16 protein-coding genes are annotated in these 25,971 nt (G+C 74.4%); all 16 read right to left on the bottom strand.

Features of this window, described 5'->3' with window-relative positions:
- Positions 1 to 5 precede the first annotated feature (5 nt).
- The 16 genes from ACFVU9_RS20230 to ACFVU9_RS20155 all read right to left on the bottom strand — a co-directional run bounded on the left by ACFVU9_RS20230 (position 6) and on the right by ACFVU9_RS20155 (position 25,778).
- On the bottom strand, positions 6 to 1,790 hold the full coding sequence (locus ACFVU9_RS20230) for an ABC transporter ATP-binding protein (protein ID WP_380445433.1): 1,785 nt from the start codon (positions 1,788 to 1,790) through the stop codon (positions 6 to 8).
- Positions 1,787 to 3,736: an ATP-binding cassette domain-containing protein gene (locus ACFVU9_RS20225; protein WP_387595034.1), complete on the bottom strand. Its 1,950-nt coding sequence runs from the start codon at positions 3,734 to 3,736 to the stop codon at positions 1,787 to 1,789. The genes ACFVU9_RS20230 and ACFVU9_RS20225 overlap by 4 nt, the downstream gene beginning before the upstream one ends.
- A 163-nt stretch (positions 3,737 to 3,899) precedes the next feature.
- Positions 3,900 to 4,874: a zinc-binding dehydrogenase gene (locus tag ACFVU9_RS20220; RefSeq protein ID WP_387595031.1), complete on the bottom strand. Its 975-nt coding sequence runs from the start codon at positions 4,872 to 4,874 to the stop codon at positions 3,900 to 3,902.
- 40 nt (positions 4,875 to 4,914) lie between these two features.
- Positions 4,915 to 6,273: a hypothetical protein gene (locus tag ACFVU9_RS20215; RefSeq protein ID WP_387595028.1), complete on the bottom strand. Its 1,359-nt coding sequence runs from the start codon at positions 6,271 to 6,273 to the stop codon at positions 4,915 to 4,917.
- Positions 6,274 to 6,344: 71 nt separating this feature from the next.
- Positions 6,345 to 6,746, bottom strand: coding sequence for a VOC family protein (locus ACFVU9_RS20210; RefSeq protein ID WP_380446632.1), 402 nt, complete (start codon positions 6,744 to 6,746; stop codon positions 6,345 to 6,347).
- 98 nt (positions 6,747 to 6,844) lie between these two features.
- Positions 6,845 to 9,160, bottom strand: coding sequence for a lantibiotic dehydratase (locus tag ACFVU9_RS20205; protein ID WP_387595025.1), 2,316 nt, complete (start codon positions 9,158 to 9,160; stop codon positions 6,845 to 6,847).
- Positions 9,157 to 13,344, bottom strand: a complete 4,188-nt coding sequence (locus ACFVU9_RS20200) for a type I polyketide synthase (protein ID WP_387595022.1) — start codon at positions 13,342 to 13,344, stop codon at positions 9,157 to 9,159. Before ACFVU9_RS20200 ends, ACFVU9_RS20205 begins: the two co-directional genes overlap by 4 nt.
- Positions 13,341 to 18,242, bottom strand: coding sequence for an amino acid adenylation domain-containing protein (locus tag ACFVU9_RS20195; RefSeq protein WP_387595019.1), 4,902 nt, complete (start codon positions 18,240 to 18,242; stop codon positions 13,341 to 13,343). The genes ACFVU9_RS20200 and ACFVU9_RS20195 overlap by 4 nt, the downstream gene beginning before the upstream one ends.
- Positions 18,243 to 18,320: 78 nt before the next feature.
- Positions 18,321 to 19,151 (bottom strand): phytanoyl-CoA dioxygenase family protein, encoded by an 831-nt coding sequence (locus tag ACFVU9_RS20190; RefSeq protein WP_380446643.1) that lies wholly within the window; start codon positions 19,149 to 19,151, stop codon positions 18,321 to 18,323.
- Between the two features lie 115 nt (positions 19,152 to 19,266).
- Positions 19,267 to 19,602, bottom strand: coding sequence for a YciI family protein (locus tag ACFVU9_RS20185; protein WP_329927846.1), 336 nt, complete (start codon positions 19,600 to 19,602; stop codon positions 19,267 to 19,269).
- Positions 19,603 to 19,741: 139 nt separating this feature from the next.
- Positions 19,742 to 20,416, bottom strand: a complete 675-nt coding sequence (locus ACFVU9_RS20180; RefSeq protein ID WP_380446646.1) for a cyclase family protein — start codon at positions 20,414 to 20,416, stop codon at positions 19,742 to 19,744.
- Positions 20,413 to 21,039 carry a pyridoxamine 5'-phosphate oxidase family protein gene (locus tag ACFVU9_RS20175; protein WP_387595014.1) on the bottom strand — a complete coding sequence of 209 codons (627 nt, stop codon included), beginning with the start codon at positions 21,037 to 21,039 and terminating at the stop codon, positions 20,413 to 20,415. The genes ACFVU9_RS20180 and ACFVU9_RS20175 overlap by 4 nt, the downstream gene beginning before the upstream one ends.
- Positions 21,040 to 21,049: 10 nt before the next feature.
- Positions 21,050 to 22,063, bottom strand: a complete 1,014-nt coding sequence (locus ACFVU9_RS20170; protein ID WP_387595011.1) for an iron-containing redox enzyme family protein — start codon at positions 22,061 to 22,063, stop codon at positions 21,050 to 21,052.
- A gap of 154 nt (positions 22,064 to 22,217) precedes the next feature.
- On the bottom strand, positions 22,218 to 23,066 hold the full coding sequence (locus ACFVU9_RS20165; protein WP_380492595.1) for a TauD/TfdA dioxygenase family protein: 849 nt from the start codon (positions 23,064 to 23,066) through the stop codon (positions 22,218 to 22,220).
- Positions 23,067 to 23,110: 44 nt separating this feature from the next.
- Positions 23,111 to 24,496 carry a condensation domain-containing protein gene (locus tag ACFVU9_RS20160; RefSeq protein ID WP_387595008.1) on the bottom strand — a complete coding sequence of 462 codons (1,386 nt, stop codon included), beginning with the start codon at positions 24,494 to 24,496 and terminating at the stop codon, positions 23,111 to 23,113.
- An 88-nt stretch (positions 24,497 to 24,584) separates the two neighbouring features.
- On the bottom strand, positions 24,585 to 25,778 hold the full coding sequence (locus ACFVU9_RS20155) for an epoxide hydrolase family protein (protein WP_387595006.1): 1,194 nt from the start codon (positions 25,776 to 25,778) through the stop codon (positions 24,585 to 24,587).
- Positions 25,779 to 25,971: the final 193 nt, after the last annotated feature.

Genomic DNA, 25,971 nt, shown 5'->3' with positions numbered 1-25,971 from the left:
ATCGGCTACTTGTAGGCGAGCGCCTGGAGTTCGAATAGTTCCGCGTACAGGCCGTCGGCCTTCATGAGGGTGGCGTGGTCGCCGGTCTCGACGACGCGGCCGTCGCGGACGACGACGATCAGGTCCGCCATGCGCACGGTGGAGAACCGGTGCGAGACGAGGAGCGTGATCGCGCCGGTGGACGCGCCGAGGGTGCGGGCCTGGGTCGCGTAGCGCTCGAAGAGGTGGTGCTCGGCCTCGGGGTCGAGCGCGGAGGTGGGTTCGTCGAGGACGAGGAGCAGCGGGGCCTCGCGCATCAGGGCCCGGCCGAGGGCGAGCTTCTGCCACTGGCCGCCGGAGAGTTCGGCGCCCTCGGTCCAGCTGGTGCCGAGCTGGGTGTCGAGGCCGTCGGACAGCTGGCCGACGACGTCGGTGGCGTGGGCCTTTTCGAGGGCCTCGCGGACGGCCGCGTCGTCGTCGAGCCGGGGCAGGTCACCGACTCCGACGGTGTGGCGGGCGGGCAGCTCGAAGCGGACGAAGTCCTGGAAGCCGGCGGCGATCCGCTCGCGCCACTCCTCGGTGGGCAGGTCGCGCAGGTCGGTGCCGTCGAGCAGGATGCGGCCGCGGGTGGGGCGGTAGAGGCCGCACAGGAGTTTGACGAGGGTGCTCTTGCCGGCGCCGTTCTCGCCGATGACGGCGACGGTGGAGCCCGCCGGCAGGGCGAGTGAGACGCCGGACAGGGCCGGGGCGTCGGTGCCGGGGTAGGCGAAGTCGACGTCGTCCAGCCGGATGCCGCGGGTGAAGCGCTCCGGGGGTGCCTGCCGTGCGGCGGGGGCGTCGGCCCGGGTGACGACGTCGCGCATGGTGTCCATGCGGCGCAGGGTGCCGGTCATCCGCTGGAGGTCGCCGAGGAGGTTGACGGCCGAAGCGACCTGCCGGTTGACCTGGGTGGCGAGCGAGATGACGAGGACCACGTCGCCGACGCCGTGGCGACCGGAGATCGCCTCGCGGATCACCAGGATCATGGCGCCCATGTAGGCGAGGCCGAAGACGGTCTGCCCGCCGGCGCGGACGGCGGCGGCGCGGGTGTTGGCGCGCCACAGGCCGCGGCTGGTGGTGTCCCACAGTTCGGCGTGGCGGCGGCGCAGTTCGTCGCTCATCCGGAAGACCCGCAGCTCGCCGGCGAAGCGGGCGTTGGCGGAGAGCCGGAAGAGGTTGAGCGCGATGCGGGTGGGCTCGGCGGTGGCGGTCCTGGCGCGGTCGGTGACGGCCTCGGCCTTGCGGCCGGCGATCAGCGGCGGGACGGCGGCCAGCGGCAGCAGCAGGAGCAGCGGGTTGAGCCGGGCGAGCAGGACGGCGGTGAAGACCACGGCGAGGATCAGCCCGAACAGGCTGAACAGGGCCTGGAAGGCGTTCGGGAAGCGCCGGCTCTCGGGCTGGAGGACGGTCACGAGGTCGGCGTAGTCGGAGCGCTCGTGGTGCTCGATGCCCTCGGAGCCGTTGGAGAGGGTGATCAGGTCCTCGACGAAGTGCTGTTCGGCGAGTTCGGCGAGTTCGAAGTAGGCGACGTGGGCGAAGTTGCCGAAGGACAGCGTGACGACGGCGAGGATCGCGACGACGATCCCGTACCCGCCCGCGGTGCCGCCGTGGCCCTGGACGACGGCGTCGGTCATGAGGCCGAGGAAGGCGGCGAGCAGGGGGGCGGCGACGGCGCCGGCCATCATCAGCACGGTCGCGGTGACGGTCTTGCGCCAGTCGACCTTCCAGGCGATCGAGAGCAGCCGCCAGGTGCCGGACAGGGTCTCCTTCATCGTGCGCTCCCGGCTGCTTCGGTGCTCTCGGTGCTCTCGTCGTCGGAGGTGACTTCCCCGGAGGTGTCCGCGTCGGAGGTGTCCGCGTCCGTGAAGCGGTCGGCCTGGAGGCGGAAGAGCCGGGCGTAGCGGCCCTCGGCGGCGAGGAGTTCGTCGTGGCTTCCCTGCTCGGCGACCCGGCCGCCCTCCAGTACGACGATGTGGTCGGCCTGGCGGACGGTGGAGAAGCGGTGCGAGATCAGCAGCGTGGTGGCCCCGCGGGAGAGTTCGGTGAACTCCCGGAAGAACCCGGCCTCGGCGCGGACGTCCAGGCTCGCGGTGGGCTCGTCGAGGACCAGGACCGGCGAGCCGTGCCGCAGCGCGAACAGGGCGCGGGCGAGGGCGACGCGCTGCCACTGCCCGCCGGAGAGGTCGCCGCCGCCGTCGAGGTGGCGGGCGAGCGGGGTGTCGAGGCCGCGCGGCAGTCCGTCGAGGGCCTCGCGCAGGCCGACGGCGTCGACGACGGCCTCCACACCGGCGCGGTCGTCGCGGTGCGCGACGGACCCGAAGGCGACGTTGTCGGCGGCGGAGACCTCGTAGCGGGCGAAGTCCTGGAAGATGACGCCGAGTTTGGCCCGCCAGGCCTCGACGGGGTGGCTGCGGATGTCGACGCCGTCCAGCTTGATGGTCCCGGACGTGGGCTCGTAGAGGCGGGCGAGGAGCTTGACGAGCGTCGTCTTGCCGGCGCCGTTGAGGCCGACGAGCGCGGTGCACCGCCCGACGGTGAGCGTGAGGTCCAGGCCGTCGAGGATCACCCGGTCCTCGCCGGGGTAGTGGAAGGAGACGTCCTCGAAGGTGATGGTGTGCGCGGGCTCCGGCACCTCGACGGCCGCGGCCCGGGCGGGTTCCTCCGCCGCGAGGCGGCCCAGGAAGCTCTTGGTGGCGCCGTAGGCGTGCATGCCGACGGCCGTCGGCAGGTCGGACTCGCGGTAGAACTCGCCGAGGGTGAGCGCGCTGAGCGCCGCCGTGACGACCAGGGCGAAGTCGGTGAGGGTGAGGTCGGCGCCGGGACCGGCCGCGCCGCGCCCCACGAGGTCCATCACGGTCGCGGTCACCGCCATGCCCCAGGCGGTGAACCAGACGAACGGCCACAGGTAGATGCGGCGCCGGGCCGCCCACAGCGGCACCAGCCACTCCCGGTAGGAGGAGCCCCAGAAGCCGCGCAGCCAGCCGTTCAGGCCGAAGACGCGGATCTCCTTGGCGGCGCCCGAGGCGATCGCGAGCTCGCGCAGGTAGTCGTTCTTCAGCTCGGCGCCGTCGAGTTCGAAGCGGACGTCGGCGTACTTGCGCAGCCCGCCGCGCAGCCCGTAGCGGAACAGCAGCACGGCGACCACCAGCCCGGCCGCGGCGAGCCAGGAGAAGACGGCGCCCACCACCCCGGCGTAGCCCGCGAGTTGGGTGTAGCGGCCGATCAGCGCGAGCTGGCCGGCGCAGGCCTGGCCCGGGCTCTGCACCCAGGTCTCCAGCTCGCGGGCGGCGGTGCGCAGGTCCTCCACGACCTGCGGGTCCTCCAGCGGGCCCACGCTCGTCGTGCCGGTGGCGGCGGCGATCACGTCGTCGATCACCTCGCCGTCGATCCGCCGGGCCACCAGCTCGCCGACCGACTCACGGACGGGTGCGACGACCTGCTGCCCGATGAAGGCCGCCGCGGCCACGAAGAACGCGCCGAGCAGCGAGTCCCACGCGGGGGAGTCCAGGCCGCCGGCCATCGCCGCCGGCACCTTGCCGAGCAGCACCGCCGTCGCGACCACGAACACCACCGGCAGAGCGCCCAGCAGCACGTTGACGAGCACGTCGAGGGCGATCAGCCCGGCGCCCGCACGGCGGGTGAGCGCCGAGATCTCCAGCCGCTCGCGCACCAGGCGGGCCGCCGTGCTCTCCGCGCCCCCGGTCTGCGGGGCGCTCACCGCGCACGCTCCCCGGCGCCGCGTTCCAGAACCTTCGCCATCGCTCCTCCGTGTCTCCGGTGGGGTGTCTCGGCTGCCACCCCCTTGGCCGTTGCTGCCACTGCGACGAACCGGGCCCCGCCGGATGGACGGACCGCGTCCGTCCGGCGGGCCGCCCGTCCCGTCAGATGCGGAGCACGACCTTCCCGACGTACGCGCCGTGCATCAGGTTGACGGCGGCGCTCACGCCGTTCTCCAGGCCGTCGACGACCGTCTCGGCGACGACGATCTCCCCCGAGCGCACCCACTTCGGGAACCGCTCGTCGAAGACCGGGAACAGCTCGGGGTGGTCGAAGGTGTAGTAGCCGAGGAGTTCGAGCCGCTTGCCGATCACGGCCATCATGTTGCGCGGGCCCTCCGCGGATCCGGTGCGGATCTCCTCGTTGCGCCCGCCCATGACGATCCGCCCGCGCGGGCGCATCGCGTCGATCGCCGCCTCCAGGTGGGCGCCGCCGACGTTGTCGTAGTACACGTCCAGCTCCGGCAGCCGCGGCCGCACGCCCTCGTGGTAGTCGAAGGCGTCGTCGAAGCCGAGGCTCTCCCTGAGGTAGCGGACCTTCTCCGGCGTGCCCGCCGAGCCGATCACCCGGGTCGCCCCCCGCAGCCGGGCCAGCTGGCCCGCCATGCTGCCCACCCCACCGGCCGCGCTGGACACGAAGAACGTGTCGCCCGGCCGGATCTGCGCCACCTCGGTGCCGACGTAGGCCGTCAGCCCGAAGCACAGGTGGTGGGTGAGAGAGGGGTAGGCGTCCGGGTCGACCCGGCGGAACTCGCCGGCCTCCGCGACCGCGTAGTCGCGGAAGCCGAACCGGTGCCAGACGATGTCCCCGGGGCTCAGCCGTTCGTCGGCGGTGTCGACCACCTCGCCGATCGCGTCGCACCACATCGGCGCCCCGACCGCGAAGTCGGGGATGTCGAGCGTGCTCAGGTCGTTCATCCGCAGGACCAGCCCGGGATCGATCGACATGAACAGGTTGCGGACGACGACCTGGCCGGGGCCCGGTTCCGGGACCGGGACCTCGACCACCCTGGTGTCCCCGGCCCGCGGGAAGCGGCCCGCGGGCCTGGACACCAGGTGCACCTCACGACCGAGCCTCACGAGAACCTCCCCCTGTACGGCGGGCGACCCGCCCGCGGTCTCACGCTCTGCCCGGCCCGTAGGCGGAGTCGGCGGCGGCGGTCAGGCCGGCCGCGGCCGTCCGCGCGTCGATCCCCTCCTTGATCCCGGCGACGATCGCCTGGGCCTCCGCGGCCGTCGGCGCCGCCGCGATGACCGCGACGATCGGGTCCGGCCAGGGCAGCGCCCGCACGCTCGTCGGGTACGCCCGCACCCCGTCCGCCCAGAGCTTCTCGAACACCGGCCGGATGTGGTCCTCGTACGTTGTGCCCTCGGCGACCTGCAGCATGAAGTGCGCGGAGAGCGTCAGCTCCTTCTCCGCGCCCCACAGCCGCAGCAGGCCGCCCGCGTGCAGCGAGCCGCTGCGCCGGGCGTTGATCTCGGTGATGTACAGCCGGTCGTCGTCCCCGGCCACGCAATCGATGCACATCCAGCCGCGGTAGCCCAGCTTGTGCGCGGCCGCGCCGACCTCGTGCGCGGCCTGGGTGAGCCGCTCGCCCCACTCCGGCGGCAGCGCGCCGACGCCGACGTCCACGCTGCGGAAGGAGTAGCCGTGCTCGACGGTCAGCGCGCACCACACGACGTCCTCGACGCCGTCCTCGCCGATCAGGATGTCCGCGGCCGGGCAGCCGACGCCCTCGGCGTGCTCCTGGAAGCGCTGGATCAGGATCGGGAAGGCGAAGAACGAGTCCCGGCCCGCGTTGTCCAGGAACTCCTCGACGGCGCCCGGCTCGTCGCGGACGACGCCCGAGCCGTCGCCGGCCACGCCGAAGAGCGTCCGGGCGATCACCTTGCCGTACCGGGCCGTCATCGCCTTGAGGCCGCCGCGCAGCTCGACCCAGTTGCCCGCGACCATGCCCGGGGCGACGTTGATGCCCGGCAGCTCGCGGGCCAGGTCCAGCGGGCTGATCTTGGAGTCCAGGTAGAGGCTCGCCCAGTAGGAGTCCTCGCCGACGTGGTCCAGCTCCACCGCCTTGCCCCAGCCGCGCACCAGCGCCGCCAGCAGGTACGTCTCGTCGGTCGGGCCGACGATCTGGAGCTTCACCGCGTCGTACGGCTCCAGCAGCCCGCGCAGCCGCGCCTGCGCGTCGCCGTCCTTGAGGAAGTCCTCCACCAGCAGCCCGGTGCGCCGGGCCGGCGACACCACCGGCGCCGGGTCCAGGCCCAGCGTCCGGTGGATGTCGTCGAACCACTGCCGGTTCCAGCCGAGCGGGAGCACCAGGACCCGGGGGTTGGGGCTCCAGAAGACCGAGTGCTCGCACTCGTAGGTGCCGCTGAAGCGCACCACCCGCTCGCGCTCCTCACCGGTGAGGTTCAGGGCGGGGTTGCGCAGGTGGTACTCGGCACTGTTGGGGACGATGAGCTCGACGACTTTCGACATCTACTGGGTCCTCTCCGGTGATCTGAGAAGTCGGCTGCTGGACTGCGGCGTTGGGGTGCGGCGTTGAGGCGCTACGCCGCCGGGGACAGCTCCTGGGCGATCTCCCAGACGTTCCCGGCCGGGTCGGCGAAGGTCGCCGTCCGCCGGCCCCACGGCTGGTCCACCGGCCCGTTGAGGAGGTCCACGCCGTGCTCGGCCAGCTCGGCGCAGACGGCCTCGGCGTCGGCGACGTTGATCGTGAGCAGCGCGCGGGCGCCGGTCTCCGGGCCGCCGACCGGGGCCGGCGCGACCAGGCCGTGCGCCTCGCCGACCTCCAGCAGGTTGATCATCAGGTTGCGCATCTTCAGGGCGGCGGACTCGCCGTCCTCGTAGACCACCTCCAGGCCGAAGACGTCGAGGTAGAACTTCTTCGTGGCGGCGAGGTCCTCCACGAAGAGGGTGATGACCTCGATCTCGTTCAGGGCCTTGATCATGTGGTGCTCCTCGGGTCTCTTGTGCGTGGTACGGGTGCCCGTCCGGGCGGGCCACCCCCTCGACGAACGGGGGCGGCCCGGATGGACACCCCGGCCGGCTACAGATCGCGCGCGGCTGCGTCGACGGCGAGGATGCGGAACTCCGAGGTGTACCGCGCCCCCTCCGCGTCCCGGAGCCACAGCCCGTCCGCGTCCGGCAGCATCTCGGTGAGCGTGACGGAGCCGTTCTCCTCCTCCACCGAGCGGCGCACCGCCTTGGCCAGGATGTTGACCAGCACCAGGCTGGTGAAGTCGACGAACGCGGGCTTGTCCTCCACCGGGACCTTGTAGAACGCCCGCTCGGGCAGGCCCTGTTCGAGCCGCCAGCGGCGGGCGGCCCGGAAGCGCTCGGGCTCGGACTTCACCGCGGCCCAGGCGAGCTCGCCCGCCGGGAAGCTCCACGACTCCCGGGCCACCACCATGCGGTCGACGGTGATGCGCGGGTTGTGGCGCGCCTTGGCGACCGGCTTGAACGCGTTGATCGCCGCCGCCGCGAGCGGCTCGCCCACCACGTGCGCCAGCGGCGCCGCGAACGACCCGGCGCGCGAGCGGACGATGAGCCGCTCGCCCTCCCGGCGCACGAACAGCGCGGCGGCCGGCATGATCGGGCCCGGCGGGGTCACGGCCTCGGGGTGCATCGTCCAGTACGTGTACTCGGGCGACAGCAGCGCCGACGGCGGCGACACCCGCGAACTCACGCCCGGCACGTCCCGGTTCATGATCCCGTAGATCCGGCTCCCGCGCATGTCCGCCTCGGCCGCCGCCAGCATCGACGGCGGGTCGTCGTGCTGCTCGACGAAGACCCGGCTCTCCATCGTGTTGAACGACAGGTGCAGTTCGCCGAGCACGAGCAGGAACTCCCCGCGCCCGACCGCCTCCTCGTCCGCCGCGGCCAGCATGAAGTCCGGCGAGTGGTGCACCGCCGTCGGCCACGGCAGCGGGCGCGCGGGGAACAGCTCGGCCACCCGCCCGGCGATGTCCTCGCTGCGCAGCTCGACGCGCTTCGCGTCCGGGGGCAGCCGCAGCACGTCCGCCCAGCGGCGCTGGAACTCGTCGACCGCGCGGCGGGCCGGCTTCGACAGGCCGCGGATGTTGAAGTACAGCTGCGGCGTCGCCAGGCTCAGGATCGCCGCCAGCGGCACCTCCGGGTCGCCGTGCTGCGCGACCCGGCGCTCGTAGATGTCGGTCAGGTAGCGGTCGAACTCCTGGCCCACCTCCGCGACCAGCCACCGCCCACTGTCCAGCAGCAGCGCGAGCGGCCCGGCCAGGGCGTCGCGCAGGACCGGGCCGAGGTCGACCCGGACGTCGCGGACGGTGTCCTCGTAGACGAGCGTCCGCCCGGCGTACGTCTGGCCCGCGCGGCGCTCGCCGGCGACGCCCGTGATCTCCTCGAAGCACGCGCCGAGGGCGGCCATCGCGGCCTCCAGCGCGGCGTCGTCGCCCGCCGCGGCCGAGACCGCGTCCCGGGCGGCGGTGAACCGGGCCGTGACGCTCAGCGCGTACGCCCTGGCCTCCGGGTCGGCGATCCGCTCCAGACGGGCGACGAGCGAGCGCTCGGGGTGGGCCTCGATCGCGCCGACGACGTCGTGGCGGAGCAACTGGCGGGCGACGAGGTCCTCGACGGTGGCCAGGAGGGCGGCCGGATCGCCCAGTTCGGGGAACTCGGACCACGCCAGCTCGTCCGCGAGCTCGGGGAGCGAGCGGACCCCGTCGACGAGTGCGAGCAACTCCGCCTCGGCCTCCGTGAGGTGCACGGGCGGACGGCCGGGCGCGAGGAGCGTGGCGCCCGCGAGGTGGTGCGCGGCGAACCGGCGCGGCGCCAGCCACGGGCGGACGCGCGGGTCGTCCGAGAGGGCCCGGGCGACGGCGTCCACCGCCCAGATCTCGAAGTAGACCGTGCGCCGGGACAGGAAGTCCGGGCCGACGCGCGACGCGAGCGGCGCGCCGCCGTCCGTCCACCGGGCCCAGCCGACCGGGCCGACGAAGCCGATGGTGTCGTTCTTCAGCGCGTACCGCTGGAGGTAACCCGCCACCGCCAGCTCGTGGTTGCGCCCCCGGACGTTGCGCGGCTCGCCGGCCGCGAGCTTGTCCAGGCACAGCTTCAGCAGCTTCGGGTTCTGCCAGGCGACGGCCTCCCGGAAGCGCGGCGTCGTCGACGCCCCGCGCACGGCGGCGGACAGGCGCTCGGAGGCCCGCGCGTACTCGGCGCGGTAGGCGTCCGCGTCGTCGGCGTCCGCCGCGGCCGCGAGCGCCGGGTCCGTGAGCGGCCGCACGGTGTCGGCGGGGAAGCCGGTGCTGCGCAGGACGACGTCGCGCCACACGGACCAGCCGGTGGCTCTCAGCGGGACGAGGTGGTGCCCGTCGGACCCGGTCATACTGCCTTCTTCCGTTCGATCTGGGCCGCGAGGGCGTCCAGGGTGGGGTAGTCGAAGAGGGCGGCGATGCCGAGGTCCACGCCGAACTCGTCGTGGATGTGGGAGACCAGCTCGACCGCGGTGAGGGAGTTGCCGCCGATGTCGAAGAAGTCCGCGCCGTCGGCGATCTCGGGCCAGCCCAGCAGGCCCGTCCACAGCTCGCGCAGGCGGGCGGTGGTGGCGTCCCGTTCGGTCGGGAGGGCCACGGGGGGAGCGGGGGCCGGCTCGGCTTTCCGGCCCTCTTGGCAATCCTCGTCCGAGATTTGATGGATCGTCACATGGGTCGGCGTGTGCGCCTGCAACAGCTCCAGGAGGAGCGTCGCGTCGGTGGGCCGGGGCGTGGAGACGACGAGCGTGCGGGCCGCGGGCGGGGCGCTGGTGGCCGCGAGGGCGGTGAGGACGGCGTCGGCGGCGTCGGGGCGGCTCCGCGTGACGGTCGCGAACAGGTCGAGCGCCGGGCGGCCGGCGAAGGCTCGGGCGAGGGTCGCGAGGCCGAACGCCCGGGGCCCGAAGGCGTCCGCCTCGGCCGCGTCGGGGGCCGGGCCGGCCAGGTGGAGGACGCCGTGGACGGGGCCGTGGCGGCCGGTGACGTCGTCGAGGAGGGCGGTGAGCGCCGCGTGGTCGGTGACGTCGCACGCGGCCGACTCGACGGTCGCGCCCAGGGACGCCAGCTCGGCGAGCAGCTCGGGCCGTTCGGCCGCCTTCAGGCCGACGAGGACGAGCGTCGGGTGCAGTCCGGTCGCGGCCAGCCCGCGGGCCACCCGGACGCCGAGGCGGCCGGTGCCGCCGGTGATCAGGTAGGTGCCGGCGGGCCGGAGGGCGGGGCCCTCGGCCGGGGCGACGGCGAGCGGGTGCTCGGTGGGGACCCAGCGGCGGGTGCCGCGGAGTGCTACCACGTCGTCGCCGCCCGTGCGGAGTTCGGCGGCGAGCTCGCGGTCGGGCACGGACCCGCCGAGGTCGATCAGGCGGACCCCGGCCTCCCCGGCGAGCGCGGTGAGCGCGGCGTGGCCCGGGCGCAGCCGGTCGTGGCCGCTGACGTCCACGGCGTGTTCGGTGAAGACGACGAGTTCGGGTGCCCCGCTCTCGGCGGCCTGGCGCAGCAGTTCGGTGGCGGCGGTGTGGCCGGCCGCCAACTGCTCGGCCAGGTCGCGGCCTTCGGGGCGGCCGAGGCTCCCGGCGTGGACCAGCAGGCCGGGTGTCACGCCGCGCTCGCGCAGGGTGCGGAAGGCGCGGGCGAGGTCCTGGGGTTCGCCCTCGCGGGCGACGAAGCCGACCTCGCGGTCCTCGTAATCGGCACCCGGCGTGAGCGGGACGACCCGTAGCCCGGCCTCGCGCAGCGCGGCGGTGATCCGGCGGGCCGCCGTTTCGTCAGTGGGGAGGGCGACGACGGCGGTGCGGGCGACCGGCTCGGGGCGGTGTGCCGGGCGGGGGAGTTCGCGCCAACTGGGCAGCGTGAAGGGGGAGTCGGCCGGAGTCTGCTGGGCTTCCTCCTCGGCCGCCACGTCGACCCAGTACCGCTGCCGTTCGTACGGGTAGCCGGGTACGGGCACGCGGCCCGCGTCCGACAGGTCCTCGACTGCCGTCCAGTCGATCGCGTGCCCCTCCGTCCACACGGCGGCGACCGCGGTGAGCGCCGACTGCACGTCGGCGAGCGGCTCGGTCCTGCGCTGGGCCAGGGTCGGCAGCACCCGGTGGCGTGCGGCGTCCACGGCGGGGTGCTGGCGCAGGGCCGAGGTGAGCGTGCGGCCGGGGCCGCACTCGATCAGCAGCTGCCGCCCGTCGGTGCCGACGAGCGCCGCCACCGCGTCCGCGAACCGCACCGGCCGCACCAACTGCCCGGCCCAGAAGGCCGGATCGGTGGCCTCGGCGTCGCTCACGAGCCCGCCGGTCGCCGAGGAGTACAGGTCGAGGGCGGGGGCGGAGAACCGCAGCCCCCGCAGGGACTCCTCGAAGGCCTCCGCCGCCGGGGCCGCGAGGGGCACGTGGGAGGCGCGGCTGAACGGGACCGGGCGGACGTTCATCCCGGCCTCCCGCAGCTCGGCGCCCGCCCGCGCCACGGCGTCCACCGGACCGGCGACCACCACCATGCGCGGGCCGTTGACGACTGCCACGTGCACGTCGTCCGGCAGCAGCGGAGCGACGTCGGCCTCCGCCGCCGCGACGGCGAGCATGGCGCCGGGCGGTGTGGCGGCGAGCGCCCGCGAGCGGGCGACGACGGCCCGCACGGCGTCCTCGGGGGTCAGCACCCCGGCGGCCGCGGCCGCCGCGAGTTCGCCGAGGCTGTGGCCCAGGACGGCGCCCGGCCGCACGCCCCACGCGTGCCAGGCCTGCGCCAGCGCGTGCTCGACGGCGAACAGCAGCGGCTGGGCGACGTCAGGGTCGGCGATCCGCCTGGCGTCGGCGTCCCGCCACAGGCCGCGCAGCGGCACGCCCTCGGCCTCGAAGAGGTCGAGGGAGGCGTCGAAGGCGCGGGCGTAGGCGGGGGAGCGGTCGTGGAGGTCGAGGGCCATGCCCGGGTGCTGGCTGCCCATGCCGGGGAAGAGCAGTGCGATGCGGCTGCCCGAGGGGTCGGTGGCGGGGCCGCTCGCCGCTGCCAGCAGGCCGGCCGCCTCGCGGGCGCCCGTGGCGACCACGGCGCCGCGGTACGGGTGCGTCGTGCGGCCCTGCTGGAGGGTCGCGACGCTCGCGGCGAAGTCCGGTGCGGCGGAGGTGAAATGACCGGCGAGCCGGGTCCGGTAGCGCTCCGCCGCCTCGGGCGTGCGCGCCGACCAGACGACGATCCGCGGGCGTTCCGTCGTGGCCGCGGGTGCCGGACGCGCCGGCGCCTCCTCCAGCACGACGTGCGCGTTGGTGCCGCCCACGCCGTACGTGTTGACGGCCGCCACCCGGGGCCGCTCGGCCCGGCGCTCCCACGGCACCGCGGCGGTCGGCAGCTCGAACGGCGAGTCGTCGATGCCGAGTTCGGGGTTCGCGGTGCGGAAGCCGAGGGTGCGCGGCACGCTCCCGTGCTCCAGCGTCAGCACGACCTTGATCAGCGAGGCGATCCCCGATGCGTGGCCGAGGTGCCCGATGTTGCCCTTGACGGAGGTGAGGACCGTGGCGCCGCTGCCCGTGGCGCCGAGGTACCGGTAGGCCGAGGTGAGCGCGGCCACTTCGATCGGGTCGCCGAGGACGGTGCCCGAGGCGTGCGCCTCCACCAGGCCGACGTCGCCGGGCTCGACTTCCGCCGTCAGCATCGCCTCGGCGATCGCGGCCGACTGGCCGGAGACGCTCGGCGCGGCGAACCCGGCCTTGGCGGAGCCGTCGTTGTTGACGGCCGAGCCGCGGATCACGGCGCGGATGTGGTCCCGGTCGGCGATCGCGTCGGAGAGCCGCTTGAGCGCCACCACGCCGGCGCCCGAGCCGAACACCGTCCCGGTCGCGTGGGCGTCGAAGGGCCGGCAGTGCCCGTCGCGGCTGATCTTGCCGCCGGGCTCCCACCAGTAGCCGTGCTCCAGCGGCAGTTCGACCTCCGCCCCGCCGACGAGGGCGAGCTCGCACTCGCCCGCGCGCAGCGACGCGGCGGCCAGGTGCAGGGCCACCAGCGGGCTCGCGCAAGCCGTCGCGATGCCGAGGCTCGGGCCGTTGAGGCCGAGCTTGTAGGAGACCAGCGGGGCGAGGGAGTCCGTCGAGTTCCAGGTGCTCAGGGACAGGCCGACGCCGTCGCCCCCGCTGCCGCCGTTGCCGGCGCGGCCCTCGCTGCGGCGCACCAGGTCGAGGTAGCGGCCGCGCCCGGCGGAGCCGAACACGCCGACGTCGGCGAGTCGTTCGGGGTCGTAGCCGGCGTCCTCCAGGGCCGCGTGGGCGCACTCCAGGAAGAGCCGGATCTGCGGGTCGCAGATGCGGGCCTCGCGCGGGGTGAGCCCGAAGAACCCGGCGTCGAAGCCGTCGATCTCGGGCACCGTCGCGACGGCCTTGACGTACTGCGGGTCGGCGAGCGCGCGGGCCGGCACGCCGGCCGCCGCGAGTTCCTCGTCGGAGGCGGGGCGGATGGAGCCGACGCCGTCGCGGAGGTTGGCCCAGAACGCGCCGAGGTCGACGGCCCCGGGGAAGCGGCCGGCCATTCCGACGACGGCGACGGGTTCGTACCTGCTCTGGTCGTTCATGCGTTCCCCTGGAGGTCGTGTCGGATGCGTCGGCGCAACTGCCGCCGCTGCTCGGCCGGTGGGGCCGACCGGGGCGCGGGGGGACCGTCCCGGAGCGGCTCGGCCGGAGCGCGGCCGGAGAGGAAGCGGGCCAGCGCGAGGAGGTTCGGGTGCTCGAACATCGCCGTCACCGGGAAGGCGGTGGCCAGCCGTTCGCCCAGCAGGGCGTGGAGGCGCACGACGGCCATCGAGTTGAGCCCGGCGTCGAAGAAGTTGTCGGCGGGCGGGAGATCGATCCCGATGACCTCCCGGACGAGGGCGGCCAGCTCGGCGGCGGCCCTGCCGTCCCGGGCGGGGCCGTCGGCGACCGGCGCCCCGGCGGACTTGGCGGCGCGTTCGCGCGGTCCGTCGGTGAAGAGGATCTCGGCGGGCACGGCGTAGCGCGGCAGGCGGCGGCGCAGGTGCGAGCGGAGGTCGGCCGGGTCCGGGGCGGCGGTGCCGGGCGCGGTGCGGACGGTGAGCGACAGCACGGGCCCGGCGGCGGTCGTGGTCAGGCCGGCGACGGCGTGCCGGACGGCGGGGTGGTCGAGGGCCGCGCGCTCGACCTGTTCGGGGTCCAGGCGGTAGCCGTCGACGGACAGTTGGCGGTCGAGCCGGCCGTGCAGGACGACCGCGCCGGAGGGGTGGCGGCGGCCGCGGTCGCCCGTGCGGTAGGTGCCGGCGGCGGTGTCGAAGCGCTCGCCCCGGCCGGTGCCGTCCAGGTAGCCCGCGGCCAGGTGCGGGGAGCGGACGACGACCTCTCCCGCGTGGCCGACCGGGGCGGGCGTGCCGTCGGGGCGCAGCACGAGGAGCTCGGCGGCTCCCGCGCCGGTGCCGACCGGCAGTTCGGCCGTGTCCGGCAGACCGGCGAGCGGGTCCTGTCCGGCGTCGAGCCGCCAGGCGGAGGCGAGTTGGGGCGTCTCGGTGGCGCCGTACGCGTTCACGACGGCCGCGCCGGTGACGGCCCGCAGCGCGCGGACCATGCCCGCGGTGAGCGGCGCGCCGCCGCTGACGACCAGGCGCAGGTGCGGCAGGCGGGCGGTGTCGTGGGGGCGTCCGGAGAGGAGCAGTTCGAGGAGGGCCGGGGTGGCGTGCAGGACGGTGACGCGCTCGTCGTCGAGCAGCGCGAAGAGCCGGTCGGGGGCGGTGAACACGGACTCGGGCGGGACGACGACGGTGCCGCCCGCCAGCAGCGGGACGAGGAGGTCGCGCAGCAGCGGGTCGTGGCCGACGGCGCCCAGCAGGGCGATCCGGTCCGCCGGGCCGAGGCCGAAGGAGCACCGGTACCAGTCGAGCGTGCCGGCGAGCGCGGCCGGGGACACGGCGACGGCGGCCGGGCGGCCGGAGGTGCCGGAGGTGAAGAGGACGTGGCTGGTGCCGGGCAGGTGGCGCGGTTCCCGGGCGCCGGGGCGGATGGTGCCGTCGGCGGTCAGGACGGCCTTGGGGCGCAGGAGGTCCTGGCGTTCGGCGAGTGCGGCGGCGGGCAGGTGCGCGTCCGTGACGGCGACGGCCGCGCCCGCGAGCCGGGCGCCGAGGAAGGCAGCAGCGAGGGCGGGTGTGCGCTCGGCGCGCAGCTCAAGGACGTCCCCGGGGAGGACGCCGGCGGCGGTGACGGTGGCGGCCACCTCGTCGCAGCGGCGCAGCAACTCGGCGTACGTCAAATCCAGTTGGGTGGAATGGATCGCGATGGCGTCGGGGTGGCGCAGGGCGACGTCCCGGATCCGCGTGAGGACGTCGGGTGCGTCCGGCTGGGGCGCGTGCACCTTCGGTGCGGAACGGCCCTCGAACGGCGCCTGGTCCGCCGCGAACGCCGCCGCGACCCCGACCACCTGCCGCAGCAGCTCGTCGACCACCGCGTCCTCGAACAGCCCCTCCCGCCCGACGAGTTCGAGCCGCAGTCCGTTGTCCGGGTCGTGCCGGAGGTAGAAGTTGAGGTCGAACAGCGCGTACGGCGGCGCCGCGTCCATCCACCGCGCGGGCGCGTCGGCGAAGGCGGGTGCGGGCCCGATCCGGCTGAGGTCGTTGACCCACACCTGGAACAGCGGGTTGTCCCGGGGCGAGGGCGGCAGTCCCAGCCGGTGCACGACGGCCTGGAACGTGGGCGCGAGGTGGTCGAGCGCCTCCAGCGACCGCTCGCGCACGTGGGCGAGGAGGTCGTCGCGCCCGTTCCGGTCCTCGACGTCGAGCCACAGCGGCACGGTGCTGAGCACGGGCCCGACGAGTTCCTGCTCCCCCGGGCCCAGCCGCCGGCTGACCGGTACGCCCACGGCGACGGACCGCTCGCCCGCCCACGCGGCGAGGACGGTCGCGACGCACGCCACGACGTACGTGGCCCGGGTGTGCCCGCTGCGGGTGAGCAGGGCGTCGACGGAGGCGGTGAGCTCCGGGCCGAGCGCCGCCACCGTGCGGCGGCCGTCGAGCGTCGGGCCGGCCGGGCCGGCGAGGCGGAACGGGAGCGGCGTGCGCGCGGGGGCGTCGGGCAGGAGCGCCGCCCAGTACGCGAGGTCCTCGTGCCAGCGGTCCGAGCCGACGGCGGCGGCCCGCCGGTGGGCGAAGGCGGCGAAGCGGGGTGCGGGCGGCCACTGCGGCGCGAGGCCGCGGGCGCGGGCGGTGTAGGCGGTGGCGAGGTCCCGGGCGACGAGTTCGAGGGCGTGCTGGTCGGCCACCAGGTGGTGCAGGGAGAGGACGAGCAGCGCCTCGCCCGTGCCGCGCAGCAGGCCGACGGTGAGCAGCGGCGGCCGGTCCAGCGGGATCGTCGTCCGCGCGATCCCGGCGACGAATGCGCACACCGCCGGATCGTCGAGCGGGCCGGCGGTCTCCCGGACGGTGAACCGCGGCTCGGCGTGCGGCGCGTACGTCCAACGCGGGACGCCGTCGATGACGTCGATGGCCGCGCGCAGGAGGTCGTGGCGCCCGAGCACGTCCCGGGCGGCGGCGCGGAGGGCGTCGTCGTCGACGGTGGCGGGGATCCGCAGGGTGCCGACGACGTTGTTGCCGGAGTCGTCGGCGAGGGCGCGGTTGAGGAGCCAGAGCGGTTCCTGCACCGGGGTGAGCGGGCTGTGGTCGGCCGGGCCCTCGGCGGCCTGCGGGCGCTCGGTGCGGGGCAGGGTGGCCACGGCGTCGCGGAGGCCGGCCAGGGTGAGGCCGTCCCGCAGGAGCAGCGGCAGCGGCAGGTCGACGCCGCGCAGGTCGGCGAGCCGGGCGATCAGCGCGAGGGCGGTGAGGGAGTGCCCGCCGAGGCTCAGGAAACCGAGGTCCTCGCGCCGCTGGTCGGCCGGGACGGCGAGCGACTCCCACCAGGCGGAGGCGAGTTCGTCGCTCTCCGCGGCCTCGACGTGCGCCTTGGAGGCCCACCAGTGTTCCGTCTCCTCGGTGATGCGCCGGCGGTCGGCCTTGCCGGAGGTGGTGAGGGGCAGGTGGTCGACCCAGCGCAGGGCGTGCGGCACGAAGGCCCGGGGCAGCCGCTCGGCGACGTGGGCGAGGATCGCGTGGTCGGCGTCCGTGTGGCCCTCGGCCCGCACGGCGACGGCGACGAGTTCGGCGGCGAGGCCGTCCGGGGGCCGGAGGGCGACGACGGTGGTGGCGGCGACCGCCGGGTGCGCGCTGAGCGCGGCCTCGACCTCGGCCGGCTCGATCCGGACGCCGCGGATCTTGAGCTGCGCGTCGATCCGGCCGAGGTAGCGCACCAGGCCGTCGTCCATGGACGCCAAGTCGCCCGTGCGGTACCAGCGTCGGCCGTCGACGACGGGGAACGCCGCCTCCGTGAGGTCGGGCCGGCCCACGTAGCCGAGCGCCACCTGGACGCCGCCGATCCACAGCTCGCCCGGCTCGCCGTCGCGGACGGGGGAGCCGTCCGTTCCGACGATCCGCAGGTCGACGTTGTCGATCGGGGCCCCGATGAACACGTCCCCGTCCGGAGCGAGCCCGCGCGGCACCGGCCAGTGCGTGACGTCGATCGCGGCCTCGGTCGGCCCGTACAGGTTGTGCAGTTCGGCGCCCGACCACTGCGCGAACCGTGCGGCGAGCGCCGGCGGGAGCGCCTCGCCGCTGCAGAACACCAGCCTCAGCGAGGGGAGTTCGGCGGCCGCCAGGCGCAGCTGGGCCGCCAGCATCGTCGGCACGAAGTGGCAGACGGTGATGCGCCCGTCGGCCAGGGCGCGCGCGAGGAGCTGCGGGTCGTAGTGGGCGTCGGCGGGCGGGAAGACGCAGCGGGCGCCCGTGACGACGGGCAGGAAGAACTCCCACCCGGCGACGTCGAAGGTGCTCGGCGTCTTCTGGAGCACGCGGTCGCGCCCGTCGAGGCCGAACCGCCCGGCCATCCAGAGGATCCGGTTGGCGAGGGCGGCGGCGCCGACCAGGACGGCCTTGGGGGTGCCCGTGGAGCCCGAGGTGAACAGCGCGTAGACCGGGTCCTCGGGCCCGGCCTCGCGCAGCGGCGCGTACCCGGCGGGCGCCGTGCGCGGTACGGTGACGGCCGGCATACCGCCCGGGGCGAGGCCCTCGTGCCCGGCCGCCACCACCGTGCAGAGCGGCCGGACGACGCCGACCATGGCCGCGACCCGCCCGGCGGGCTCGTCGGCCGCGATCGGCACGTAGTGGCAGCCGGCCTTGAGCACCCCGAGCAGCGCGACCAGCAGGTCGGCCTGCCGGGGCATCCGCACGGCCACCGGGCCCCGGCGCCCGCCGGTGGCGCCCAGCACGGCGGCCGCGCACGCGTCGCTGAGCAGGTCCAGCTCGGCGTAGGTGAGGGTCCGCCCGGGGTCGGAGCAGGCGACGGCGTCCGGGGTGCGCGTCCGCTGGTCGCGGACCAGCCCCGGGACCCCGTACGGCGCCCGGTGGGGCACCCGTGGTCCGCGGAGCACCGGGGCCCCGTCCGTCATGCCGTCACCTGCTCGTGCGCGTCCCGCATGGTTCCCCCCACTGCGCCGTGACTCGAAGGACCTGTTTCCGGTGGATCGTCAGATCGGCTGGAGCGCGACCGGCTCCGGGTCGGCGAGGAAGTCCGGCCGCAGACCGGTGACCTCGGGACGGTTGGCGACGCTGTTGTAGACGAACATCAGCATCGAGCGGCGGAACGGCGAGATGTTCGCCGCCGAGCAGTGCAGGATGTTCGGGTGGAACACCAGCACCGACCCGGCGGGCCCCTTGGGGCTCACCAGCCCGTTGGCGCGGGCGAGTTCCTCGATGACGGAGTGGCGCACCCGGAACTTCTCGTCGGCGGTGAGCGTGGCCACCCAGGCCGGCGCGTCCTCGTAGCCGAGCGGCATGCCGTCCGCGTCGCTGCTGGCGAGCAGCCCGGCGGTGTGCGAGCCGGGCACGAAGGTGAGCGGCCCGTTGAACTCCGTCACTTCGTCCAGGAACACGGCGACGTTGACCAGGTCGGGCCGGCGGATGCCGTCGCCGGTGAGCCAGTAGACGTAGTCCTGGTGCCACTCCCACTGGTCACCGGCGAACGGCGCCTTGATGTTCACCTTCGACTGGTGCACGTACACGTCGTCGTCGAGCAGGCCGCGGACGGCGCCGAGCAGCGCCGGCCGGCGGGTGAGCGCGGCGATCGCGGGGTTCGTGCGGTGCAGGCCGTAGACCGAGCGGACGGTCCGCCCGTCGCGCTCCAGGACCCGCCCGGGGTCGTCCGCGGCGAGGATCGACGGGAGCTCGTCGAGCGCCACGTCGAGGAGGTCCCCGGCCAGCGAGCCGGGCGGCAGGAGCACGTAGCCGTCCCGGTGGTACCGCGCGACGAGTTCGGGGGCGAGCGGTGCGGCGGCCGTGCCGGCCGTGTCGTGCGTCATTGCTCAGGCCTTTCTCGTTCGGTTCGGATGCGTGCCGCGGCCGTGCCGCCGGGCCGGGCCGGGTCGGTCCGGACGGTGCGGCGTGCTACCGGACCGGTCCGGACGGCGCGGCGCGCTACCAGACCGGGCGGACGTCGATGGTGCCGAAGCGGGCCACCGGGTGCTTGCCGGCCACCTCGATCGCCTCGTCCAGGTCGGCGCACTCGATGACGTCGTAGCCGGCGATCCGGCCCTCGGCGTCGGCGAACGGGCCGTCGTCGACGACGACCTCGCCGCCGCGCACGCGCACCGAGGTGGCGTCCCCGGCCGGGCGCAGCCGGTTGCCGTCCAGCCGCACGCCGCGCCCGTCCATCTCGGTCACCCAGTCGGCGGTGCCGACCGCCATGCCCGCGTCGTCCTCGGGGGTGACCTCGGCGTCCTGGTCGGCGCAGATCAGCAGCAGGTACTTCATGGTCCGTCTCCTCGCTCGGGGTCGTCCGCCGCCGCCGGTGTCCGGGATCCACTGCGGGGATCCCTCCGGCGGCTCCTTCCGGCGGCTCCTTCTGGGAAGTCGACGAACGGGCCGGCGGCGGATGGACAACCCGCGAGGGTCAGTCCAGGACGGCGTAGGCGCGGATCGGGAAGCTGCCCATGCCGACCACCGGCGGCGGGGCGGCGTGGAGGCGGAAGCCGCTCGCGGGGAGCCGGTCCAGGCCGCCGAGGTGCTCGACGATCGGGATCCCGGCGCCGAGCAGGCCGGTGTGGGCGGGGCGGTCGAGGTCCGCCATGTCGTCGATGTTGACCGAGTCGATGCCGACCAGGGCGGCGCCCTCGGCGATCAGCCAGTGCACGGCGTCGACGGTGAGGAAGGGGTGTTCGGGGTCGCCGTACTTCTCCGTCCCCCAGTGCCGGTCCCAGCCGGTGCGCACCAGCACGGCCCGCCCGGCGACCTCGTGCTGCTCCAGCAGCTCGGGCCCGACGGCCCGGCCGGCGCCGGTCGCGTCGACCAGGACGCCCGGGACGTCGGCGAGCAGTGCGAGGTCCAGGCCGGAGAGGTCGGCGCCGTCCGGGTAGCGGTGGAACGGGGTGTCGAGGTAGGTGCCGGTGTTGGCGACCATCTCGATCCGCCCGATCTGGAACTCGGTGCCCGGGGTGTAGCGGGGCCGGGAGTCGGCGCGGGACATGTGGTCGGAGATGACCGGCCCGGGCAGGCCGGGGTAGGTGGTCATGCCGGCTTCGATCGGGTGGGAGAGGTCGACGACGGTGCGTCGGCTCGGTCGGTTCATCGGTTCGACTCCTGGATCCGGTCTTCGATCTGTTCTGAGCGGGGCGCCGGCAGCAGCCCGTCGTACTCGGGCTTGAGCTTCCAGTCGGGGTCGGGCGGGCGGTGGCCGGGGCGCGGGCAGTGCTTGGAGTGCTCGCCGGTCACCGGGTCGTGCAGGTAGCGCGGGCAGTTCTCGAACACCGCGGTCACGCCGACCCGTAGCACGGCCTCGGCGCCGTGGTGCGGGTGCAGCGCGTCACGGTCGGTCAGCACCTCGCAGGTGCCGTTGACCCGCAGCTTGGCGCGCAGGGCCGGGAAGAGGAAGAGCAGGCCCACGCGCCGCACGGCGGCGGCGTTGCCGAGCGTGCGGTACATGCCGTTGCCGTCGTAGCTGGGGATCTCCAGCGTCCGCAGGTCCGGCACGCGGACGAAGCCCGGCAGGCCGCCCTTGTAGGAGCACTCGGGGAAGCCGTCGGGGTCGATCGTCGCGACGTACACGGCGTCGGCCCCGCGGATCCACTCGGCGTGCCCCTCCTCCAGTTCGTCCAGCACGTACCTGTGTGCCAGGTGGTCGGCCAACTGCTTGCTGCCGAAGCGGCGTTGGAGGTCGCGGCTGCCGTCGTGGTAGAACTCCTCGGGCTTCACGGGGCGACCCTCACCGCAGCGCCCGCATCTGCTGCCAGACCCGGGTGTAGTACGCGTTGGCCACGCGCTCGCGGGTGAGCGCGCCCATGCCGATCTCGCGCAGCACCTCGGGGGAGTGGTGGGCCAGCGGGGTGAGCACGTTCTCCAGCCACTCGGCGCCGTGGTCGGCGTCCACGTGGACGTGGATGCGCTGGTAGAGGATGACGTCGTCCGGCACGCCGAGGCGCGCGCAGCCGTCGACCATCGCCTGGAAGCGCACCGGTGCGGTGTACTCCATGAGCCCCATCGCGGCCAGCAGGCGGGGCGTCAGGTGCCGGTGGACGCCGTACATGAGGACCAGGTTGGCGTTCTCGAACACCTCCATGCCGCCGAGGCCGGAGACGTCGACGCCGCTGAGTTCGAGCCGGGCGCGCATGTACGTGGCCGAGTGCTCGAACAGCCGGGTGTGCATCTGCTCCAGCTTGCCCTCGCCCATTTCGTCCCAGTAGTTCTCGGCCATGGTGAGCTTGCTGGTGCCGGTCGCGCCGAGCTGGGCGAGGGCGACGAGGTCGTCGAAGCGGCTGTCGACCAGCTCCTCGGCGAGGAAGAACAGCGCGATCTCCTCGATCGTGGCCTCGTCGGCGAGGTAGCGGCAGAAGGCGGGCTGGACGTGCCGGGAGCGCAGGTCGGCGAACCAGTCGGCGAGGCCCTCGGCGGTGCGCGGCAGCAGCGCCTCGTCCACCCGCCCGTCCTCCCAGCGCAGCCAGGCGTCCTCGGTGGCGGCGATGACGGGGTCGGCGTTGAGGCGCGGCACCGACAGGAACGTTTCGGCGCCGCCGAGGTAGCCGGTGTAGTGACGGTGCAGCCGCTCCATCAGGGCGAGGCGGACGGCGGTGTCCGGCTCGGTGCCGGCCGCCGGAAAAGCGGCGGCGATTTCCGCGCCGGCGTGCTCCTCCGCGCCGGACTGGCTTTCCGCACCGGACCGGCCTTTCGTGCCGGTCCCGGTGCGCGGCGGCGCGATGCTCTCAGAAATGGCCCCGGACATGCATTCCTCCTGGGTTTTCCCTCCCCGGGAATTATCCCGGGGCAGGTCGGCCTGACCGCATCTTCCAGAATGCGGTTGCGGTTCGTTCACGCAGGGTTGTGCCCGCACGGATCGGGCGGAACGGGCGTACGGCTTTTCGACGGCGGACGGGCCGTCACATCACGGTGGTGCGGTAGAGCAGCCGGTGGTGGTAGCGGCTGTCGCACGGGGTGCGGGTGTGCATGGTCGCGTCGTTGTCCCAGATGACCAGGTCGCCGACGTTCCAGCGGTGGCGGTACAGGTAGCGGTCCTTGGTGGCGTGCGCGTGCAGGTCGTCCAGCAGCTCGGCGCCCTCCTTCTCGCCGAGCCCCACGACGCCGCTGATGATCATGCTCCCGAGCAGGAGCGAGCTGCGGCCGGTCACCGGGTGGCGGCGCACGATCGGCTGCGCCACGTCCGGGGTGCGCTCGCGCTCCTCGGCGGAGAGCGGCTTCTTGTGCGGGTTGGTGAGGAGCTCCTGGTCGACGAGGTGCGCCATGGAGTGGACGGCCTGCAGACCGCCGATCCGCTCCCGGACCTCCGCGGGCAGCTCGTCGTAGGCCGTCGTGCTGTCCGCGAAGATCGTGTCGCCGCCCTCCTCCGGGGCGATCGCCGAGTACAGCAGCGAGGCACGGCTCATGACCTCGCGCCAGGAGTAGTCGGTGTGCCACTCCTCCTGGTCGTCCCCGTCGTAGAGGCCGATCGGCTCGCCGTCCTCGAAGATGTTGCTGATCTTCAGGACCTCGGGGTGATCCGGCACGACGTACCGGGCGACGGGGTAGACGTCCAGCGGGCCGAACAGCCGGCTGAAGCGGACGTGGTCGGCGTGGCTCAGGTCCTGGTCCGGCAGGACGAGGACGCGGTGGCGGACGAGGTCGTCGAGGATCCGGTCGGCGGTCTCCCGGCCGACCTCCTCGCGCAGGTCGATGCCGGTGATGCGGGCGCCGAAGACGGGGCCCAGCGGTTCGAGCGTATAGGACGTCATGGGAAACACCTCTCGTGTGAGGTACCTCGGTCTGCGGCCGTCGGTCAGAGGGTGCGCCAGTCGCGCTCCGGATCGGCGAGGACGGCGAGCACGATCCGCCGGTACGCGGCCACCCAGCCGGCCACCGTCTCCTCGTCGAACTCCTCGGGGTTGTACTGGACCATCCCGCTGATCTCCCCCGACGGCGCGACGCCCATGTTCCAGGCGGCGCCGCCCGGGATCTGCTCGCTGGCGCTCTCGCCCTTGGCGACCGGCACGGTCCCCTCGGAGAACAGGAACGGGTCCGCGCCCCCGGCCGGGGCGGCCAGCGTCTCGGAGAAGCCGAAGATGAAGTCGCAGTTGCGCGGGTCGGCCATCGGCGCCATCAGCGACGGCACGGCCTGCTCGACCCAGTGGATCGGCACCTCGTGCCGGTACGCCTCCAGGCAGGTGGTGCGCACGGCCAGGAGGAGCTCGCGGATCGTGCCCGCGTCCGCGAGGTCGGTGCGCAGCGCCAGGAAGTTGAGGAACGGGCCCACGGTGTCCTGGTACTCGGGCCGGCCCCGCCCGTGCACGATCGTGTTGACGACCGGGTCGTCCGCCCCGGAGATCCGGCTCGCCAGCACGGCGAACGCCCCCAGCATCACCATGAAGCGCGAGCAGCGGGCGGCCTTGGCGAGCGCCGCCACCGCGTCCGTCGTCGCCGCGTCGAAGCGGAAGGGGCGCGCGACGTACAGCTCGGTGTGCTCGGGCGGGATCGGGCGGTCGGTCGGCAGGGTGAAGAACGGCGCGCCGTCCAGCCGCTTGCGCCAGTACGCGAGGTTCTCGGCCGCCGCGTCGCCGGACTGGTTCTCCGCCTGCCACCGCGTGTACTCGCCGTACTGGCGCAGCGCCGGCAGGCCCGGCTCGCGGCCCGCCGTCCGGGCGGCGTAGCACGCGGCGAGGTCGCGGTGGATCAGCTGGAGCGCCCAGCCGTCGCACGCCGTGTGGTGGCTGACCAGGCCGAGCACCGCGTCCCGCTCGTCGAAGCGGGTGAGGAACGCCCGCAGCAGCGGCAGCCGTTCGACGGGCAGCGCCGTCGACTCGGCCTCGGCGAGCAACTGCTGCGCCGCCGCGTCGCGCCGCGCCCAGGCCACCGGCAGGTCCCGCACGTGCAGCGGCACCCGGGTGGCCGGGCGCACCTGCTGGTACGGCGGCTCGGCGTCGCGCACGATCACCGTGCGCAGCACCTCGTGCCGCACCACCACGTCGTCCAGCGCGCCCTGGAGCGCGGCCACGTCGACGGGCCCGGTGATGCGCAGGGCCTTGGACACCGTGAACCGGGGCCCGAACGAGCCGGAGCCCGCGTTGGCGTGCCAGTGCTCCTGCTGGCTGGAGAGGGGGTGGCGGCCGGTCCCGTCCCCGGAGTTCCCGGCGGGCGGGACCGGCGCTGCGTCCTCGGTGTGCGGCACGTCGTCTCCTCGGCTCGGCTGTCGGAGTGCGGTTCGACACCTCGACGAACGGGAGGACCGCGGTTTGGACGACGGCGGCGAAAAATCTTCAGTCGATTTCTGCGGGGTCCTGCTTCGGCTGCTCGGCGGCGGCCTCGTGGGCCCGGACGGCGCGGGCGAAGGAGCGCAGGTCGCCCGCGAGGAGCTCGGGCACCTCCAGGGCGGGGAAGTGCCCGCCCTCGGCGAACTCGCTCCACTGGACGATGTTCGGGAAGCGCCGCTCGGCGATCCGCCGGACCGGCAGGCTCCCGTCGTGTGCGAAGGCGGCGACGGCGAGCGGCACCGGCTGCGGCGGCCCGGCGACGGGTTGGCGGGCGGCGTCGGGGAGCATGTCGGCCATCTCGTAGTACAGCTGCGCGGACGAACCGGCCGTCGCCGTCAGCCAGTAGAGCGAGACGGTGGTCAGGAGCTGGTCCCGGCTGATCGAGTCGCCGCTCGTCCAGTCCCGGAACTTCTCGGCGATCCAGGCCAGTTGGCCGACCGGGGAGTCGGTGAGGCCGTAGGCGAGGGTCTGCGGGCGGGTGCTCTGGATCTTCATGTAGCCGGCCCGGCCGGTGGTCTCGAAGGCGGCCAGGTAGGCGAGCCGCGCTTGGTCCGCCTCGTCGAGGCCCTCCAGGTCCTCCGGGCCGGTGGGCGGGGTCAGCAGGAACGTCACGTGCGCGCCCGCGAGGTGCTCGGGGTCGAGCGCGGCGGCGGTCAGCGAGATCCACACGCCGAGGTCGCCGCCGTGGGCGAGGTAGCGGCCGTAGCCGAGCCGGCGCATCAGCTCCGTCCAGGCCCGCGCGATCCGCGGCACGTCCCAGCCGGCCTCGGGGGCGGGACCGGAGAAGCCGAAGCCGGGCGGGGCCGGTATGACGACGTGGAACGCGTCCGCCGGGTCGCCGCCGTGGCTGCGAGGGTCCGTCAGCAGCTCGATGACGTCCAGGTACTCGGCGACCGACCCGGGCCAGCCGTGGGTGAGGATCAGCGGCGTGGCGTCCGGCTCGGGGGAGCGCACGTGCAGGAAGTGCACGGTGGCGCCGTCGATCTCGGTGCGGAACTGCGGGAAGCGGTTCAGCCGCTCCTCCGCGGCCCGCCAGTCGAACTCCGTGCGCCAGTACTCGGTGAGCTCCTTCAGGTACTCCAGCGGCACCCCGCGGGCCCAGCCCGCCCCGGGCACCTCGGCCGGCCAGCGCACCGCGGCCAGGCGGCGGTCGAGGTCGTCCAGGTCCTCCTGCGGAACGGCGATTCGGAACGGCTGCATTTCCGGGCCTCCTCAATTCGGCGGGCGGCACGCCGCCCCTTCGTCCCTGCCGCCCGGGGACGCTACCAGCGCGCTCCGGCGCTAAACAGGGATCACCGGGGCACCGCCGGGCGACAGAGCAATCTGGAAGTAGAGGCGCATTCGCGGGCCGTCAATGATGGTGCCGTCGGCCGGGCACGCTGCTTCGGCGCGC

Source organism: Kitasatospora sp. NPDC057936 (genome assembly GCF_042887525.1).
GTDB lineage: Bacteria > Actinomycetota > Actinomycetes > Streptomycetales > Streptomycetaceae > Kitasatospora.
Note: the sequence above shows the minus strand (reverse complement) of the source record. Positions and strands in the feature narration are given on the sequence as shown.